Here is a 19,061-nt window from a genome sequence, read left to right as displayed (position 1 = left end):
CGCGCCAATGGTACTCGGGCTCAAGCCCCGGGAGAGTAGGTCACCGCCAAACCTAATAAATACTCAATTCTCTCTAATACGATCACAAAAACAACCGGCGCGGGATGGAGCAGCCAGGTAGCTCGTCAGGCTCATAACCTGAAGGTCGTAGGTTCAAATCCTACTCCCGCAACCAAATCTATACGCGTTATCAAAGACTTAAAGTGATGGTATCCCCGTGCCACACGCTCTCCCGCGTCTACATCAACGCCACATCAACACCAAAACAGAAAACAAACTGCCGCACTCACCCATATGTCTTCCTCGACGGCATTGTGACCAAGAGGGTGAACTGGCCCCCGTTTCGACCGGACACTCAGGCGGTTGCTGAACTGGCCCCCGTTTCGACCGGACACTTGGGCATAACCATGGAGGCTTAGGAGGCACTGCACTGTGTAGAGATGCTGAAACAGGAAGCCGCGATGCACGGCTTCGATGCGAACGAGCTGGGCTGGATCCAGCACGTCGGCTCGTTTCTGCGCCGTCGAGGTCAAAAACAAAGCCTTCGGTTATCTGAGCACCACGGTAGACTTATTCCAATATCCACAAGATTTTCTTGATCCAGAAGTGAAGAGAAGCAATCGGGTTGGGTGGCCTGATCTGACTGGTCCGGTTTGATTGTTAATACACTGTTGGTGTCTGTTCCATTGTAACGAAGCTTTCGCTAGGTGGCGATCGTTAACGCAGAGCAATGTAGGGCCTGATCGTTTTGTACAACTCTGTTTCATTACGCCCATCGTTCTACGGTGTTGAAGAGAGTATGTTTTGTTGGTGCGGGTGCGATACCGCGGGGAATTTTGGAATTTGCTGCGCCCGTTGCGAAGCTTCACAGGGCAGGAGAGCAGCAACCTGGAAATCGGTCACGAGATTTTTGATTTCTTTGAAAAGCGGTAGGGATAAGATGGAGGCGGAACTCATCTCAAATCAGCCGATCCGATGTTCGGTAAAGGGCAAATCCTGCTCCCGCAACCAAATTATACCAAAGATCAAATACTTATGTGTCACATCCCGGGGCGCTTTCGTATTTGCGCAATTCTGGTCAACGCTCAGTCAACATTCGGCGAGGCCCCATGCGTGGGGGCTTGTTGCGTCTGCCCATGGCGGTCAACCGCCCGCCGTGGTCTACTTTAACCGCATTGAAACCGATCAGCAGGTGAAGGCCGTAGCTTAAACAACCCGGAAATCTGTACGGTACTGTCAAATATTTTTCGCACTTTCGTTTTTCACGCGACGACGGCTCCTTGGGTTTGATCCGCTAATAGCGGGGTCATATTCACGTACTTGCGGGTGGACCATTGGGTTCCCGCGATATGACGCAAGCGAGCGGCGGCCAGGTTCAGGCAGTTGCAATCAGGTGGGGTCCATATTTGTCCACAAGTGACACCTTTCCCGTTGGTTCACGTCGGCTTCCAACACACACCCAAAACCATTGCATCCTGATCTCCGACCGAGACATATGCATGGCCGATACCGCTGTCGAAATAGATGCTGTCGCCTTGCCCGAGGGTGATCGCATCTCGCCCCTTGAGGAAAACGGTGACCTCTCCTGCGAGCACATAGATGAACTCTTCGCCAGGGTGAGAGATGAAGTCTTCGAAGGCCGCGAAACTATGCGCCTTGATTCGCCCGACCATGGGCACCATGTGCTTGCCGCTCACGTCTGACGCCAGCATGTCATAGTCGTATGTGGTGGAACGATGGATCGGTGCTTCGCCCGCGCGTGTGACCGTGATTGTCCCATGCGCGAAACCTTCTGCATCGGCATCGAACAGCTCGCCCACGTCCAGCCCGAGCCCTTGGGCGAGCCGCATGAAGCGATCATAAGTCAATGAAATCTCGCTACGTTCCATCTTGGAAATCGTCGAAATTGCAAGGCCGGTTCGATCGGACAGTTCTTTCAAGGTCCATTTCCGTGTCTTCCTGATTTGCCGGACACGGGCCCCGAGGCTGGTTTCGGTCGCGGTGGGACTGGGCTCGAGATCGTTCAGAATTTTCTGCATTTTTTCCTATTGGAAAATTTCCATTGTTTTCCTATTGGAAAATATTGTAGCGTCTTGCTACCGAAATTGAAAATGAAACCGACCCTGGGACTGTGAAGCGTGCCGAATTCGTCATCAGATTGTGATTTTGCCGTCATTGGCGCGGGCATCGCCGGGGCCTCGGTCGCGGCGGAACTCGCTGCATCGGGGCGGGTCGTTCTTATCGAACAGGAAAGCCAGCCCGGCTACCATACGACCGGCCGATCCGCGGCGGTCTACGCGCCCATCTATGGTCCGCAGCCGATCCGCGCGCTGACGCGGGCATCGCTGGACTTTTTCCAGAACCCGCCGCAGGGGTTCACCGACCAGGACCTTCTCAAGCCGATCGCCGCGGCCTTTGTGGCGCGCGAGGATCAGAGGGCAAGTCTCGACGCGATGCAGCACGAATTGGCCGATGCATCCACCGTCACGCGCATCGACGCCGAAGACCTTCAAGCCCGCCTTCCGCTTCTGCGCGACGGTTACGCGATAGGGGCCTTGTGGGACCATGGGACTTCAGAGATCGACGTGGCCGCATTACATCAGGGCTACCTGCGGCGCTTCAAGGCCAGCGGAGGCACCTTGCTGACCCGTGCTCCGGTCACTGCGCTAGAGAAAACCGGGGACGGCTGGAAGATCATGGCCGGGAACTCCGAAGTAACGGCGCGCGTCGTCATCAATGCCGCCGGGGCATGGGCCGACGAAGTGGGCAGGCTGGCCGAGGCCGAGTGCGTCGGCCTTGTCCCCAAACGTCGCTCGGCCCTGATGATCGCGGCGCCCCAAGGGTACGACGTGCATGGCTTGCCCCTTGTGGTCGATGTCGACGAGCAGTTCTACCTCAAACCGGACGCGGGCAAACTTCTGGTTTCACCTGCAAACGAAGACCCCGAACCCCCGTGCGATGTGCAGCCCGACGAGATGGATATCGCGATCTGTGTCGACCGGATCGAACACGCCTTTGACATCTCGGTGCGAAGGATCGAGAATTCTTGGGCCGGGTTGCGCAGCTTTGTCGCGGACAAATGCCCGGTTGTCGGTTTTTCGCGCGAGGTCGAGTCCTTCTACTGGCTGGCCGGGCAAGGCGGATATGGGATCCAGTCTGCTCCGGCGCTTGCACAACTGGCCGCGGCCGAGGTGACGGGTCGAGGCATCCCCGGACACATTCAAGCTGAAAACCTGAAACCGAATGACATCCGGCCCGGGCGCAAAGGGATCGGAGCATGATCTGGCTGGCTCCGATACTGCTCGCGGTCCTGCTCGCATCGGGATTAGGTCTGGCCTATGTGGTCGGGGCCACGGCGGTCGTCTCGTTCCTGATGACCGAAAACGCCCGCTACCTTGCCATTCTGCCGCAAAAGGTCTTCTCGCAGATCAGCGTTTTCGCATTGTTGTCGATGCCACTTTTCATCCTCGCAGGCGAGTTGATGAACCGAGGCGGCGTGACCAAGGCGCTGATCGATGTCTCCATGGCCATGGTCGGGCGCATTCGCGGGGGACTGGGGCACGTAAACATCATGACCTCGGTATTCTTTGCCGGGATCAGCGGTTCGGCGGTTGCCGACGCCGCCTCGCTGTCGAACACCCTTGTGCCTGCAATGGAACAACGCGGCTATACACGCCTCTATGCCGGGGCGATCACCGCGGCCTCTTCGATCATTGGCCCGATCGTTCCCCCGTCGATCATCCTGATCTTCTATGGCGCGATCATGCAGACCTCGGTGGCCGCCCTTTTCGTGGCCGGCATCCTTCCCGGCCTTTTGCTTGCCTGCGCTCTGTTTGCCCTCAACGGGTACTACGCGGTGCGCGATGACCATCCCCGTATCGAAAAGGGAGAGGCGCCGCCGATCCTGCCTGCAATCGCCCGGGCCTTGCCCGCGCTCTTGCTGCCCCTGATCATCGTGGGCGGGATCGTTCTGGGCTGGATGACGCCGACAGAGGCCGCCGCCGTCGCCGTCATCGTCGCTGCCCTGGCCGCCATCTTCTACGAGGGGCTGAAACTCGAGGACGTGGTCGAAAGTCTTCGCCGCACCGCGATGCTGACCGGCTCCATTTTTGTGGTTCTGTGCGCCATCGCCGCTTTTGGCCATCTGGCATCGCTGGAAAAGGTGCCGCAGGCGATCTCGGCCCTGATCACCGATCTGGGACTGGGACCTGTCGGCTTCATGCTGGCGATGAATCTGCTCTTCATCTTGGCGGGCATGTTTCTGGACATCCCCATGGCGCTGGCCCTGCTGGTTCCACTTGTAGCGCCGGTCGCCTTGGCCAACGGGGCAGACCCGGTGCACTTGGGTATCGTGATCTGCTTCAACCTGACCATTGGCCTGGTGTCGCCACCGATGGGCGGCTGCCTGCTGATCGTCTCGACGGTCACGGGGCTGAACTACTGGACCCTGGCCCGCGCTGTCATCCCGTTCGTGCTGGTCGAAATTCTGGTGCTGGGGGTGTTGGTTTTCGTCCCCGAGATCAGCCTCTACCTGCCGCGCGCGTTTGGATTGTGGAACTGAAGAAATATTCCCTGAAAGCAAAGGGAAAAAAGAGGAGGAACTAGAATGTCGTTCATGAAACTTGTGGGTCCCGCGTGCCTTACGCTGACCCTGGCAATCGCCGGCCCCGTTTCGGCAGAGATCAAGATCGCGCTCGATTCAGCCAAGGACCTGGAAAACTCCGGTTCCTATGTCTGGGCGAATGTGTTCTCCGAATACCTGAATGCCAATGGCATGGAAGCGGTGGAATATGAGCGTGGCGCGCTCGGCGGCGAGGCCGAGAAGATGGACCAGGTGCAGCAGGGGCTGCTCGAAGTCTCCCTTTCTGACACCAAGGGCGTCGGCGCACTGGACGGTCACATCATTCCGACCACGCTGCCCTATTTCTTCCCGGATTGGGAAAGCCTCGACCGCGGTCTTGCCAACGGCATGATGGACAAGATCAATGCCGGCACCGTTCCGCAAGGCGTGCGCGTCATCGGCATGGCCGCGCTGGGGTCTGCCGCCGGGATCTTCAACACCAAGCACCCAGTCGAAAAGGCGGCTGATCTGGCCGATCTGCGGATGCGGGCTCTGGATGAAAACCAGATCGGGGTCTACAAGCTCTGGGGCACCAACGGCACCATCGTGGCATGGGACGAAGTGCCCAACGCCCTTCAGACCGGCATCGCTGACGGATACCTCAACCCACCGATGGTTCCGATCATGTTCGGTCATACCGGGTTCATCAAGTATTTCACCAATGCCAAGGTCGGATTGGGAAGCCGCACCATCATCGTGTCCGAGGACTGGTACCAGGGGCTTTCGGCCGAACAGCAGGCGATCGTGATGGACGCTGCCAAGGCCGCCACCGAGGCCAACCGCGCGTGGCTCGCGACCCGGTCGGCCGAAATGGACAAACTGCGCGAAGCCGGCATCGAGGTGACCGAACTATCCCCCGAGGCCTGGGCCGAATTCAAGGCACTGAGCGCACCCCTGCACAATATGGTGCCCCTGCCCGAAGGCGCGCTGGCCGCCTGGCAGGCCGCGATCGGAGAGTGACATGATGCGCGCGGCGGTTTCCTGGCTTGATCGCTTTTCGGCTTTCCTGAACCGCGTTGCCCTTTGGGGCGCGGTGCTGGCCGTGGCTTCGCTGGTGCTGATCGCGGGATGGCAGGCCGCCGCGCGCTATCTTCTCGATCAACCGCCGGCCTGGACAGAGGAGCTTGCACGATACCTCATGGTCTGGGCCGGTTTGCTCGGCGCATCCTGCGCCTTCCGGTTCCAGGTCGATCCGTCCCTGTTTCCCGCTGCGCGAGAGCGTACTGATGGGGTGGGACGTATCTATGCGGTGGTGCGTGCGATCGGCGCGTTCATCTTTGTCGCGCCGATCCTTTGGTACAGCCTCTACGGGCTGAACGGAAAGATTACCTCGGGGTATATCGCCCGGAACGCGCGGGTCACCGCAGAAACCCTCGACGTACCGATGTCCGTTTTCGCAATGGCCATTCCAATCGGCTTTGGCCTGATCATGCTTCACTTGCTGGCAAATCTGTCGACAGCACTGATGCAGCCGAAAGAGACATGACATGAAGCTGATGATTGCGGCGCTGACCACGGAAACCAACAGTTTCTCGCCGATCCCGACCGGACGTCTTGCCTTCGAAGCACAGCTTCTAACGCGCGAAGGAAGCAAGGTAGAGCCGCGCATGCACAATGTGTCGCTGCATGTCTGGCGCCGTATGGCGCAGGAACGGGGCTGGGAGGTCGCCGAAAGCCTGACCGCGGCGGCACAGCCCGCGGGGCTGACGACCCGCGCCGTTTATGAAGAATTTCGCGATGAGATCCTGCGTGATCTCAAAGCGCAAAGTCCGGACATCTTCCTGATCAACATGCACGGGGCGATGATGGCCGAGGGCTATGACGATTGCGAAGGTGACATGATGCAGCGCGCGCGGGCCATCATGGGCAGGGACAAGGTGATCGGGCTCGAGCTCGATCCCCACAATCACCTGACCCGGGCCATGCTCGACAACGCGACCCTGATCGTCAACTACAAGGAATATCCCCATATCGACCCTGCGGACCGGGCGGTCGAGCTGTTCAACATGGCTGCTGACGCCGCCGAAGGAAAGACCCGCCCGGTGATGCGCGTGCATGACTGTCGAATGCTGACCATCATCCGAACCCTGACGGAACCGGGCAAATCCTATGTGCAGGCAATGAAAGACGCCGAGGGTAAGGGTGGCATCCTGTCGGTTTCGCTCACGCATGGATTTCCCTGGGGGGACGTGGCCGATGTCGGGGCCAAGACACTGGTGATCGCCGACGGTGATGCGGACAAGGCGGCAAGTGTCGCCGAAGAATTCGCCGCTCGGCTTTGGGATATCCGCGATGGTCTGCGTCTGGACTACCCGGATATTTCCACCGCGCTCGACATGGCCGAAGCGGCCAACGAGTTTCCCGTCACATTGGCGGACATGGGTGACAATGCCGGGGGCGGCGCACCCTCGGATTCCACCTACTTTCTTAAGGAAATCCTTAGGCGCGGGATAAAGGATGTTGGCCTCGCACAGTTCTGGGATCCCGTGCTAGTAGCCATGTGCCAGGACGCGGGCGTCGGCGCCCAAATGCGGGTGCGGATCGGCGGCAAGATATGCGCCGAGTCGGGCGAGGCGATAGATCTCGACGTTACCGTGCGCGGCATTCGCGAGAACATGTTTCAGACGGTAAATGAAATGTCGATGTCAATGGGCACGGGCGTTTGGCTGGAAGCCGATGGTGTCCACCTGATCCTGTCGTCCAAGCGCGGACAGTGTTATTCGCCATCAGTCTTCTCCGATCTCGGGTTGGATATCGGGCGCCTGCGGATCATGGTCCCGAAGTCCACGAACCATTTCTACCAGAATTTCGACCGCGTCAGCGCGCAGGTAATCCATGTCGGATCGCCCGGTGCGGTTACGCCGGACATCCCGAATATTCCTTTCACCAAGCGCAACGGAAACTTCTGGCCCAGGGCCGAGAACCCTTTCGCCTGATCGCCTAGCATAAGACCGAGGACTGACTGCCGTGAAACTGCTTATTGCCTGCCTTGCAACCGAAACCAATACGTTTTCACCGATGCCTACTGGCCGGCTCGCTTTCGAGGCCAGCATGGTCTCGCGCGAGGCGACGCGCCAGCCTGCCATGTTGTTCAGCGCGCCCCTGCACGAATGGCGGCGTATGGCAGAGGAAAAAGGCTGGGAGGTCATCGAAAGCCTGACCGCTGCGGCGCAGCCGGCGGGCCCGACTGTGCGCGCGGTCTACGAAGGTTTCCGCGACGAGATCCTCGCCGATATTGAAAGGCATCAACCCGATGTCCTGTTGATGTCTATGCATGGCGCTATGGTCGCCGACGGTTATGACGATTGCGAAGGAGACATGATGGCGCGCGCCCGCGCGATCATGGGGCCGGACAAGGTGATCGGGCTGGAGCTTGACCCGCACAACCACCTGACTCAGACGATGCTGGACAACGCGACGTTGATCATCAACTTCAAGGAATACCCGCATGTCGATGCGCCCGAGCGCGCGCGCGAGCTGTTCGTGATGGCCGCCGACGCCGCCGAGGGCAAGACCAAGCCGGTGATGCGGGCGCAGGACTGCCGGATGCTGACGATCATCGAGACCATGAAAGAGCCTGCCAAGACCTATGTGCAGGCCATGAAGGACGCCGAGGGCAAGGATGGTATCCTATCGGTCTCACTGACCCATGGGTTTCCCTGGGCCGATGTGGCAGACGTCGGTGCAAAAACGCTGGTTATCGCAGATGGAGATGCAGACAAGGCCGCGCGCGTTGCCAAGGAGTTTGCGGACAAGCTTTGGAATATCCGCGATGGGTTGCGGATGAACTATCCCGATATTTCGGCGGCGCTCGATATCGTATCTGCGGCAAATCACGGCCCGATCGCGCTGGCGGACATGGGGGACAATGCCGGCGGTGGCGCGCCTGCGGATTCCACCTTCTTCCTGCAAGAGATCCTCCGGCGCGGGATGAAGGATATTGCCCACGGCATCTTCTGGGATCCTGTGCTGGTGACCATGTGCCAGGATGCCGGTGTCGGTGCGCGCTTGCGGGTGCGCCTTGGCGGCAAGATCTGCAAGGAATCGGGTGATGCGGTGGATCTGGATGTGACCGTCCGCGCCATCCGCGAGAACATGACACAGAAACTGGGCGAAACCGATATGCCCATGGGCACCGGTGTCTGGCTTGATGCCGACGGCGTGCACCTGATCGTGTCCTCGCTGCGCACGCAGAATTTCTCGCCCTCGGTCTATACCGATCTGGGCATCGACATCACCCAGATGCGCGCCCTGATCCCGAAATCGACCAACCATTTCTACCAGAATTTCGAGCGGATCAGCCCGCAGGTGGTCCATGTGCGCACCCCCGGCACCGTGACACCCGACATGACCATCATTCCCTTTACAAAGCGCGATGGAAACTTCTGGCCCAAGGTCGAAAACCCGTTCAACTGAAGGATCAAGCAATGACAGTTCACCGCATCGGTCTCCCCCCCGTCCTGCCGAACGGAGCCAAGGTTCCACTGGTTCCGGCAACCCGCGTCGGAAACCTGATCTTCTGCTCGGGTGCGCTGGGTGTTGATGCCAGTTTCAAACCTGTCGATGGCGGCGTCGGGGCGCAGACCCGCCAAGCCATCGCCAATCTCAAAGCCGTTCTGGCCGAGGCAGGAGCGACCCTGGCCGACGTCGCCAAGACAACCGTCTGGCTGACCGACCTAGAAAACTTCGCGGAATTCAACACGGCCTATGCCGAAGCGTTCGGAGATGCCTTCCCCGCGCGTTCGACAGTGACTTCTGCCCTGGCTATCCCCGGTGCATTGGTCGAGATCGAAGCTGTCGCAGCGATCCCAGAGACTGACAAGAAAAGCTGACCAATGTGGACAACGGTTTGCGAAACCATTTCGAAACAAATTGGCAAAGACCGCATAGTTAGGCCTGAAGATGCGGAGGGTCGTCTGATCTCGGTCACTGGCGAGGCAATGCCACCTGTCCCTATCCTGCGTCCGCGCGATACCGAGGAATTGGCCAAGGCCCTCGAAATCTGCTCGGCCCACAAGACGCCTGTCATCCCGATGGGCGGCAGCACGGGGCTGGTCGGCGGCCTTCGCCATACGGGCAAGGAATTGTACCTGTCGCTGGAACTGATGAACCAGATCGAAAGCATCGATCCCGTCAACCGCGTGGCGACGGTTCAGGCCGGGGTGGTGTTGCAGAACCTGCAACAGGCCGCAGAAGACGCAGGCCTCTCTTTCCCGATGGACCTTGGTTCCCGAGGCAGCGCAACGGTCGGCGGGTTGATCTCGACTAATGCCGGGGGAGAAAAAGCGTTTCGCTTTGGCATGATGCGCGAGCAGGTCCTGGGCTTGGAGGTAGTCACCGCCTCGGGTCAGATCCTCGATCTGTCCAACTCCATGATCAAGAACAATACCGGCTACGACCTCAAGCATCTGTTCATCGGTGCCGAAGGGACGCTTGGCATCGTTACCCGCGCTCAATTGCGGCTCCGCCCGCACCTGGCGAATGTGAATACCGCCTTCGCACTCATTCCAGATTTTGCTTCGTCCCTGGAGGTGCGAAACCGGGTCGAAGCGGCACTAGGCAACGATCTGACGGCATTCGAGGTGATGTGGCCGGAATTCTATGAAATAGCGACACGTCACAGGACCGGGCGGCTTCCGCTGCCGGTTGCCTCTGGCATCTATCTTCTGTTCGAAAGCGAAGCAGGGACCGCCCGCGATCCGGAAGCCTTTGAAACCGCTATGGCCGCGCTTTATCAAGATGGCCTTGTCGAGGATATGGCCATCGCCGCGTCCGAAGCGGATCGCTGGGACATGTGGGCAATCCGCAACGACATAGATGCTATCATTCGAAACTTGTCTCCTTTTCTGGCTTTTGATGTTTCGCTGCCCGTTTCCAAGATGGAGCTTTGTGTCCAGGAACTGGAGACGACACTGACCACTCGATGGCCGAAAACCCGATTTGCGCGCTTCGGGCACATGGGCGACAACAACCTGCATATCGTCGTGAGTATCGGTCAGGATACGATCTCCCATAAGGCCGACATCAGTAATATCGTCTATGATCGGGTCACGGTGATGAATGGATGCATCTCGGCTGAGCACGGCATAGGGATGGACAAGTTGCCCTGGTTCGAAATGGGGAAAACCTCGTCGGCCATCTCCCTCATGCAAACCATCCGCAACGTGCTGGATCCGGATAGTATCCTGAACCCGGGCAAGACGATTGAACCGGTCGGATGAGATGGCTCGGAATGGTATTCTGGAACCCTGAAAAACTGAGACACACGGTCAAATGGTTTGGCCCAATCTGAAGCCGTGGATGAATCTTCCGGTTCGTCGAATTGCTATCACGGAACTTGTCACGTGACCCGGCTGCGAAAGGAACGCACCAATGAACAAGCAACTCTCCGTAAAACGCCTTGAGATGACGCTGGAGGACCGGCTGCACCAGGAGGAGGGCTGGGTTTACATGACCGGCATGCAGGCGCTGGTGCGACTTCCGATCCAGCAGCGCAAGCGGGACATGGCGGCGGGCCTGAACACGGGCGGCTACATCTCGGGCTATCGCGGCTCTCCGGTCGGGACCTATGACATGAGCCTGTGGCAGGCGGCAAAGGTTTTGAAGGAGAACAACATCTACTTTCAACCGGGTGTGAATGAGGACTTGGCGGCCACGGCGACCTGGGGGGCGCAGATGGTGGGTCTGTTCCCCGGGGCCAAGGTCGATGGCGTGTTCTCGATCTGGTACGGCAAGGCGCCGGGCATGGATCGTTCGATGGATCCTTTGCGGCACGCCAACCTGGCGGGCACCAATTCCAAGGGCGGCACGCTTCTGCTGGTGGGGGACGACCACGGAGCCAAGTCTTCGACGGTGGCCTGCTATTCGGACATGAACTTTGCGTCACTGGGCATGCCCTTGCTGGCGCCGGCCAATGCGCAGGACGTTCTGGACCTGGGCCTGCATGGCATTGCGCTGAGCCGGTATGGCTCGACCCTGGTGGGGATGAAGCTGGTCACCGATGTGGTCGAAGGTGGCGGATCTGTCCTTGTCGCGCCTGACAGCCCCAGGATCACCGTGCCCGACGACACCGGTCCCGACACTTCGATCAAGCCCTTCGTGCCGATCCTGGATCAGGAACGACTTTTGTGGGAGGTCCGGTTGCGCAAGGTCCTTGCCTATGCCCGTGCCAACGGGCTGAACCGTCAGGACGGTTCGGACGCGGCCCGGATCGGCATTGTGGCCGCCGGCAAGGCTTGGCAGGATCTGAGCCAGGCGCTGGCAGGGCTTGGCTACCGCAATGGCAAGATTGGCAACACGGAAGTGCGCCGGTTGAAACTGGGCATGGTCTGGCCACTGGATGACGCAGTAATCCGCCAGTTTGCCGAAGGGCTGCAAACCATCCTCGTCGTCGAGGAAAAGCGCCCGCTGCTCGAAGACCAGATCCGGTCGATTCTATACGGTTCGGGCCTGAACCCGCGCATCGTGGGCAAGACTTTCTATGGCAATGCTTACACGGCGGCGGTAGAGGATTGCGCCTTTCCCATGACAGGCGAGATCGACCCTAACATGGTCACCCGCGTCCTGGTACGGGTGGCGAACGAAACAGACCCCGATTGCGGTATCTCCATGCCGAACCGGCCGGATGCTCCGCCCGCGCTTGCTGGAGGCACGATCCGCCCGCCTTCCTTCTGCGCGGGTTGCCCGCATGGCCGCTCGACCCAGGTCGTTACCGGCAGCCGGGCGCTGGCAGGGATCGGCTGTCATACGATGGCCGTCATGCGCGATCCGACGACCACCAACTCGATCAGCCATATGGGTGGCGAAGGCGCGCTCTGGCTAGGGCAATTTCCGTTCACCGACGAGCAGCATGTCTTTGCCAACATGGGCGATGGCACCTATTTCCATTCCGGGATGATGGCGATCCGCGCCGCTGTCGCGGCCAAGGCGACGATGACCTACAAGCTCCTGCACAACGGCTTCGTGTCGATGACCGGCGGGCAGCCGCATGATGGCGACCTCTCGCCCCTGCAGATGATCGATCAGGTCCGCGCCGAAGGAGTGGAGCGCATCGCGCTGGTCACCGACGAGCCGGAGAAATATGAAGGCAAGTCGCTGGGCGTCGGGGTCACGCTGCATCCGCGCACCGAACTGGAGATGGTCCAGAAGGACATCCGCACCCACAACGGTGTTTCGGTGATCATCTACGATCAGCCCTGCGCCACCGAGCGCCGCCGCCTGCGCAAGCGCGGCAAATGGGTGGACCCGGACAAGCGGGTGTTCATCAACCCCGAAGTCTGCGAGGGATGCGGCGACTGTTCGACCGTGTCGGGCTGCATGGCGATCGAACCGCTGGAAACCGAGTTCGGGCGCAAGCGCGTGATCAACCAGTCCTCGTGCAACAAGGACTTCTCCTGCGTCGAGGGGTTCTGCCCGTCCTTCGTGACGGTCTCGGGGGCCACGCCGCGCAAGGCGAAAAAGGCCGACATCGCGATTGATGTGAGCCACCTGCCGATGCCCGCCCAGCGTGATATCGACGGGTCTTGGTCGATCCTCGTTTCCGGTATCGGCGGGGCAGGGGTGGTGACCATCGGTCAGACGCTGGCCGTGGCCGCCCATGCGGATGGCTATTTCTCGTCCAATCTCGACATCACCGGGCTGGCGCAGAAATACGGCGCGGTGCACAGCCATATCAAGCTGGCGCTCAGCCCCGACCAGATGCGCGCGACTCGGATCGCGATGGGCGAAGCGGATGCGCTGATCGGCTGTGACCTCGTGGTCGCGGCGGGGGACGAGGCCCTGTCCAAGCTGACGCCGGGCAAGTCCGTGGCGGTAACGGATACCACCGTGGTGCCGACGGCCGAGTTCTCCAGGAACCCCGACTGGCAACTGAACGGCAGCGAGCAGTTCGAGCGGCTGCACCGGGTTTTGGGCGAGGGTGCGCACGGGATGAACGCACAGGTCCTCGCCGAACGGGTCATGGGCGACCGGGTGTTTGCCAACATGCTGCTGATGGGCGCCTCGTGGCAGCAGGGTGGCATCCCGCTGTCGCTGGCCGCAATTCACCGGGCGATCGAACTCAACGGTGTGTCGGTCGCGCGCAACAAGCAGGCGTTCGACCTGGGTCGCCTGGCCTATGCCGACCCCGACGCGGTGCGTGCACTTGCCGGAGAAACCGCGCCGATCCTGCTGGAGGTACGCCGGGTGCCGACGTTGCAGGAGGTTGTAGCCCGACGAGTCGAGGAACTGACCGCTTACAAGGATGCGGAATTCGCCCGCAGTTACAGCGATACGGTCGAAAAGGTCAGGGCAGCGGGCCTTGGCGACACGGCGGTGATGGCGGTTGCGCGCGGTCTTTACAAGCTGATGGCGGTAAAGGACGAGTGGGAAGTCGCGCGCCTCTACGGCAAGCCCTCGTTCAAGAACGCCCTGTCACAGACCTTTGATGGCGATCTGGACCTGACCTTCTACTTTGGCGCCTGGCCCTATGGCGGGCGCGACGAGAAGACCGGAAAGATGGTCAAGGGCGCGGTCAAGGGCAAGACGGCCATGCGGTTCTTCAACCTGATGAACCGGATGCGCGGACTGCGCGGCACGCTTCTGGATCCCTTCCGCAACTCGGAAGAGGCGCGGCTTGCCCGCAGGCTGCTGGCCGACTACCGCGAAGATATCGAATTCGCGTTGGCCAATTCCTCACCGGCTTCGGCTGACCAGATCACCGAATTGCTGGACCTGCCCGAGCATATCCGCGGCTACGGACACGTGCGCGAGCGCCACGCCGCTGCAGCCAGGAAGCGCCGCACCGCGTTGAAGGCCGCGGTCACCAAACCGACCGCAAATGCAGCGTGACAATAACACTGTATGAAACGTAGGTTGGACAAGGTCACACCCGGCAAGACAAACATCGGTGCGCGGGCGTTGCGGTCGGCTACCGGCACCCAACCGGAAGAGTTCGGCCACTGGCAGCGTCAGACAGATTTCGGCTGGGAGAAGTTTCGCATTCGCGCACGGGCGGCATTTGCAGCATCTGGCGCAAGCGAGGAGGCACGAGCCTATGATCTGGATCGCCCTGCACTATGCCTTGGTACTTGCCTGCGCGGCGCGCGTTCTTCTGCGGCCGCACCGTGACCCGTCTGCGCGCGTCGCATGGTTGGCGGTGCTTTTCGCGCTGCCGGTCGCGGGCGTTGTCGCCTACCTGCTCCTTGGCGAAACGAGCATTGGCCGAAAGCGTGTAGAGCGACTGAGACAAGTTCTTCGGGAACTTCCGAAGCCACCGGGACCCGAACCGGCGCAAAACGGGGTTCTCGCGACCCCTGTCCCGGACCGATACGCGCAGCTATTCAACATTGGCCGCTCGATCAGTGGATACGACCCTGTTGGCGGAAACCGGGCGAGGTTGATGAAAGATTCCGATGCTGTGATCGACGAGATGATCGCCGATATCGACGGGGCTCAGGACCACGTCCATCTGATGTTCTACATCTGGCTACCTGACGGTAACGGCGGCAAGATGGTCGAGGCCCTGAAGCGCGCGGCGGCGCGCGGTGTGACCTGCCGCGCCATGGTTGACGATCTCGGCTCGCGGGACCTGATCCGAAGTCCGCATTGGGAGGCGATGGGCTATGCGGGCGTGAAGTTGGCCCGTGCCTTGAAGATAGGCAATCCGCTCTGGCGGGTTTTCGACGGCCGGGTCGATCTTCGAGACCATCGCAAGATCCTGGTGATCGACAACCGCGTCACCTATTGCGGCAGCCAGAACTGCGCCGACCCTGCCTTTCTGCCCAAGGCGAAATACGCGCCTTGGGTTGATGCGGTCATGCGGTTCGAGGGGCCAGTGGTACGACAGGCGCAGCACCTCTTCGTCAGCGACTGGATGGCCAACTTCGACGAGGACATTAGCGATGTCCTCGACGCGCCGTTGGGCCCGAAAACGCCTGGCTTCACCGCACAGGTGGTGGCGACGGGGCCGACGGTACGAAATTCTGCGATGCCCGAGATGTTCGAGAGCATCATGTACACTGCACTGCGAGAGCTTGTCATCACGACGCCCTACTACGTGCCGACCGAGGCAATACAGGCGGCACTCTGTGCCGCGGCCAACCGGGGTGTCGATGTGACCATCGTGTTCCCGGCACGTAACGACGATTTCGCGGTCGGGGCGACGAGCCGGTCCTATTACGAGGATCTGCTGACCGCGGGCGTAAAGATCTACGAATTTCAGCCCGGCCTTCTGCACACGAAATCCATGACCGTGGACGGCGAGTTAGCGCTGATCGGATCGGCGAACATGGACCGGCGAAGTTTCGACCTGAACTACGAAAACAACATCCTTTTCCATGATGCCACTCTAACCGCCGAACTGCGTGCGCGCCAGAAGCTATACATAGCCGCAAGCATGGCGGTCACCCTGGAACAGGTACAGGGCTGGCCTTGGCATGAGCGGCTTTGGAACAACGTTTTGGCAACCGTCGGGCCAGTTCTTTAACCACCGACCCCTAACTGACGGGGGGGTGAGTGATCAGGTCACAGATCTGCAACGCGAAGCTTCCTTCGGGTATACTTCAGCAAGCTTGATCAACGAACCACGTCCAACCAGGCCGTTGCAATCAGGCGGGGTCCATATACGTCTTCAAATGACAGCTCCGATCACAGCTTCAACCGAAACTCGGTAGGTGTGACGCCGGTCCATCTCTTGAATGCTCGAGAGAAACTTGGGGCGTTCGAAAACCCGAGCATTTCGGCGATTTCCTCGTTCTTCATGGATCGCTCGCTGCCAAGGATCTCTAGTGCCTTCTGTTTTCGAACATTGTCTCGAGTCTTCTGGAACGACGTCCCCAGCCAAGTGAAGGTGCGCTGCAAGCTCTTTGGATGCACATCGATGCGATGGGCAAGGTCTTTCAAGCCAAAGGATCCTTCGCAGATCCCTTTGTGACAAGCGATTTCCAACCAAACTTTTATGACCTCGCGTCGGGATATATCATCGAACTCTCCGCGCCTGGCAGACGGGATTTTCCAGTTCAATTCCAATGGCAGCTGTAACCATTCCGTGGGAAATCGGATCTTTACGCCGTTCCACTTTTGTTTCAAGATCGAAGGCTTTGGTACAAGGTCTGGTGGAATGCCGGCGTCTTCCTGCACTACGATCAAGATCCGCGAGCGGTCGAACTCTTGGGCGACCGCCAATCTCAGTAAGGTTACCCAAATACTCGCGAGTGCGGCATCGGCCTGAATGATCGGTGCCGACGGGTTGAAAGTTCTCTTGCCCAAGATCACGGTGAAATCCACATTAATCTCAAGGGAATAGTGGATATTGCTGATCTGCCGATCGATTTCGAGGATTGCACGAGGAAGAAACTCGGCCAGCGTGCGTGATGCTTTGAAGCTTTCTCGAACAAAAACTGGACCAGCCTCCACGAACACCGCTGCGGCGCGGGCCGCGAAGTAGGGATCACCGAGCGCATCAGCCATTTCCTGCTCCGCACGGTAAAGCGCATTACCTGTAATGAGTGTCGCGGGGTCCGAGAGGTCGAAGCTTTCGAGGTGAGCGGCCCTGAGCACTCGATCGGTGTTGCCGCCTAGCTGTTCGAATAGTTCAAGAAACGGCTGAAGCTGCAGTGCACGGTTGAATGCGATCCCATCATTAATCATTCAGCTGTCCTACGTATGAAAACTCGACCCGGCGATACGCAAGCTTTTGCATTGCTTCTATTTAATTATCTTTTGAGGACGAAAATCAACTGCAGCTGTCCATCAGCGGTACGATAATGTGTGTCGGCAACATGTATGGTCTAACGCGAACGCCACGACTCTTGAAGCCCATCAACATTGACAGATAACGCTTATGTTCTTGAAAAACGCACTCCACTGTAGCTGCGCCTTTGCCATCTTGGTCGCCACAGCCAGCGCGGCCCTGGCCAACGACATCGTCATCATGAACGGTCGTGTGATAGACCCTGAGACGGGCTTGGATGCAATTCGCAACGTAGCGATCCAAGATGGCCGTATCTCGGCGATCAGCGAATTCCCGCTTGAGGGCAATATCGTGGTCGATGCCACGGGTCATGTCGTATCTCCCGGTTTCATCGACCTGCATGCACATGGGCAGAGCATCGGCGACTATCGGATGCAGGCCATGCAGGGGGTGACGACAGCGCTCGAGCTTGAATCCGGCGTATTGCCAATTGGCGACTGGTACGACGGACAGGCTGCCAAGAGCCTGCCGATCAACTACGGTGCGGCGGCGGGCTGGACCTATGGCCGGATTGCCACCTTCGACAACACTGACCCGCTGGCAACCGTCGAATTCTTCCAACAGGCCCAGGCCGAAAACAGCTGGAAGATGGACATCGCCGACCCAGTCCAGACCGGGAGAATCCTGTCGCTGGTCGAACAGGGGCTGAAGGAGGGCGGACTGGGTATCGGGGTCAACGCCGGATACGCGCCTGGATATGGTCAAAAAGAATACTTCGCGTTGGCCGAACTGGCCAATGAATACGGCGTCGCGACCTACACCCATGTCCGCTATGCCAGCGTCATCGAACCGCAAAGCTCGTTCGAGGCGCTGAAGGAACTGATTTCCAACGCGGCGATTACCGGCGCGCATATGCATATCTGCCACATCAACAGTACCTCGATGGCGGACATCGAGGCCACGCTGGCCCTCGTGGAAGAGGCGATGGCGCAGGGCATCAACATCACCGTCGAGGCCTATCCCTACGGCGCGGCCAGCACTGTGGTCGGCGCCGCCATGTTCACCGGGCCGGACTGGCGGGAACGAATGCAATCGACCTCGGAGAATTTTCAGCTTGGCGCCGACCGGATGACCGAGGACGAACTCGCCGATTACCAGGCCAACAAGCCCGGCACCTTCATCACCTGGCACTTCCTGGATGAAAGCAAGTCCGAGGATCTCGCCATGCTTGACATGTCGGTGACGCATCCCGCCACGTTGATCGCTTCGGATGCGACGTTCTGGTCCTATTTCGACGACGACGGCAATATTCAGACCTATACCGGCGATGAGTGGCCACTGCCGGACAACGTGTTTGCCCATCCGCGCTCGGCCGGGACCTTCGCCAAGATCCTGCGCTCCTACGTGCGTGAGCGCGGCGTGCTATCGCTAAGCGAGGCGATCCGCAAGATGTCTCTGATGCCGGCGCAGACTTTGGAAGACTTCGTGCCACAGATGCGCCGAAAGGGCCGGCTTCAGGTGGGTATGGACGCCGATATCGTGGTGTTCGATCCCAAGACAGTTGCGGACCGCGCGACCTTCGAGAACGCCAACCAACCGGCCGTCGGCGTGCAGACCGTGCTCGTGAACGGCGGGTTTGTCGTTCGCGACGGAAGCCTCCTCCTCGACGCGCCGCATGGACAGCCGATCCGCCGAGCAGTTGCGCAGTAGCTTGCGCGCATCTGCTCGGCGGATCGGCTCGAAAGCGAGTTCTGATTGCCGCACTGCTTT

General features: G+C 59.7%; 13 protein-coding genes, 1 tRNA gene and 1 pseudogene. 12 read left to right on the top strand and 3 right to left on the bottom strand.

From position 1 onward, the window contains the following. Positions 1 to 98 precede the first annotated feature (98 nt). Positions 99 to 175: transfer RNA gene (locus MB818_RS20695), tRNA-Met, on the top strand. A 1,087-nt stretch (positions 176 to 1,262) separates the two neighbouring features. On the opposite strand, the pseudogene MB818_RS22140 reads toward MB818_RS20695, so the two are convergent. Then, positions 1,263 to 1,397, bottom strand: a pseudogene (locus tag MB818_RS22140) (IS256 family transposase); the annotation flags it as partial. A 39-nt stretch (positions 1,398 to 1,436) separates the two neighbouring features. After that, complete coding sequence (locus tag MB818_RS20690) at positions 1,437 to 2,039, bottom strand: helix-turn-helix domain-containing protein (RefSeq protein WP_238906296.1); 603 nt, start codon at positions 2,037 to 2,039, stop codon at positions 1,437 to 1,439. A 99-nt stretch (positions 2,040 to 2,138) separates the two neighbouring features. Between MB818_RS20690 and MB818_RS20685 the strand changes: the two genes are divergently transcribed. The 10 genes from MB818_RS20685 to cls all read left to right on the top strand — a co-directional run bounded on the left by MB818_RS20685 (position 2,139) and on the right by cls (position 16,085). Further along, on the top strand, positions 2,139 to 3,281 hold the full coding sequence (locus MB818_RS20685; RefSeq protein ID WP_234140848.1) for an NAD(P)/FAD-dependent oxidoreductase: 1,143 nt from the start codon (positions 2,139 to 2,141) through the stop codon (positions 3,279 to 3,281). Further along, on the top strand, positions 3,278 to 4,561 hold the full coding sequence (locus MB818_RS20680; RefSeq protein WP_164129990.1) for a TRAP transporter large permease: 1,284 nt from the start codon (positions 3,278 to 3,280) through the stop codon (positions 4,559 to 4,561). The genes MB818_RS20685 and MB818_RS20680 overlap by 4 nt, the downstream gene beginning before the upstream one ends. Before the next feature lie 45 nt (positions 4,562 to 4,606). Further along, entirely contained in the window at positions 4,607 to 5,581 is a 975-nt protein-coding gene (locus MB818_RS20675) for a TRAP transporter substrate-binding protein (protein WP_238906294.1), read from the top strand. 1 nt (position 5,582) lies between these two features. After that, positions 5,583 to 6,107, top strand: coding sequence for a TRAP transporter small permease (locus MB818_RS20670; protein ID WP_238906291.1), 525 nt, complete (start codon positions 5,583 to 5,585; stop codon positions 6,105 to 6,107). 1 nt (position 6,108) lies between these two features. Then, positions 6,109 to 7,557 (top strand): M81 family metallopeptidase, encoded by a 1,449-nt coding sequence (locus tag MB818_RS20665; protein WP_234164018.1) that lies wholly within the window; start codon positions 6,109 to 6,111, stop codon positions 7,555 to 7,557. A gap of 31 nt (positions 7,558 to 7,588) precedes the next feature. Beyond that, positions 7,589 to 9,037, top strand: a complete 1,449-nt coding sequence (locus tag MB818_RS20660; RefSeq protein WP_234164016.1) for a M81 family metallopeptidase — start codon at positions 7,589 to 7,591, stop codon at positions 9,035 to 9,037. A gap of 11 nt (positions 9,038 to 9,048) precedes the next feature. Beyond that, positions 9,049 to 9,453: a RidA family protein gene (locus MB818_RS20655; protein ID WP_234164013.1), complete on the top strand. Its 405-nt coding sequence runs from the start codon at positions 9,049 to 9,051 to the stop codon at positions 9,451 to 9,453. Between the two features lie 3 nt (positions 9,454 to 9,456). Further along, on the top strand, positions 9,457 to 10,842 hold the full coding sequence (locus tag MB818_RS20650) for an FAD-binding oxidoreductase (RefSeq protein ID WP_234140862.1): 1,386 nt from the start codon (positions 9,457 to 9,459) through the stop codon (positions 10,840 to 10,842). 151 nt (positions 10,843 to 10,993) lie between these two features. After that, the gene (locus MB818_RS20645) at positions 10,994 to 14,449 is read left to right on the top strand and encodes an indolepyruvate ferredoxin oxidoreductase family protein (RefSeq protein ID WP_238906290.1); all 3,456 of its coding nucleotides are present in this window, start codon (positions 10,994 to 10,996) and stop codon (positions 14,447 to 14,449) included. A 205-nt stretch (positions 14,450 to 14,654) separates the two neighbouring features. Further along, positions 14,655 to 16,085 carry a cardiolipin synthase gene (cls, locus tag MB818_RS20640; protein ID WP_234164007.1) on the top strand — a complete coding sequence of 477 codons (1,431 nt, stop codon included), beginning with the start codon at positions 14,655 to 14,657 and terminating at the stop codon, positions 16,083 to 16,085. Between the two features lie 161 nt (positions 16,086 to 16,246). Here cls and MB818_RS20635 read toward each other — a convergent pair whose 3' ends face one another. Continuing rightward, positions 16,247 to 17,248 carry a helix-turn-helix domain-containing protein gene (locus MB818_RS20635; RefSeq protein ID WP_234182769.1) on the bottom strand — a complete coding sequence of 334 codons (1,002 nt, stop codon included), beginning with the start codon at positions 17,246 to 17,248 and terminating at the stop codon, positions 16,247 to 16,249. A gap of 193 nt (positions 17,249 to 17,441) precedes the next feature. On the opposite strand from MB818_RS20635, the gene MB818_RS20630 reads away from it, so the two are divergent. Continuing rightward, positions 17,442 to 19,001 (top strand): amidohydrolase family protein, encoded by a 1,560-nt coding sequence (locus MB818_RS20630; RefSeq protein ID WP_234164003.1) that lies wholly within the window; start codon positions 17,442 to 17,444, stop codon positions 18,999 to 19,001. Positions 19,002 to 19,061: the final 60 nt, after the last annotated feature.

Origin of the sequence: Ruegeria alba (assembly GCF_022321465.1) — a bacterium.
Lineage (GTDB): Bacteria > Pseudomonadota > Alphaproteobacteria > Rhodobacterales > Rhodobacteraceae > Ruegeria_B > Ruegeria_B alba.
Note: the sequence above shows the minus strand (reverse complement) of the source record. Positions and strands in the feature narration are given on the sequence as shown.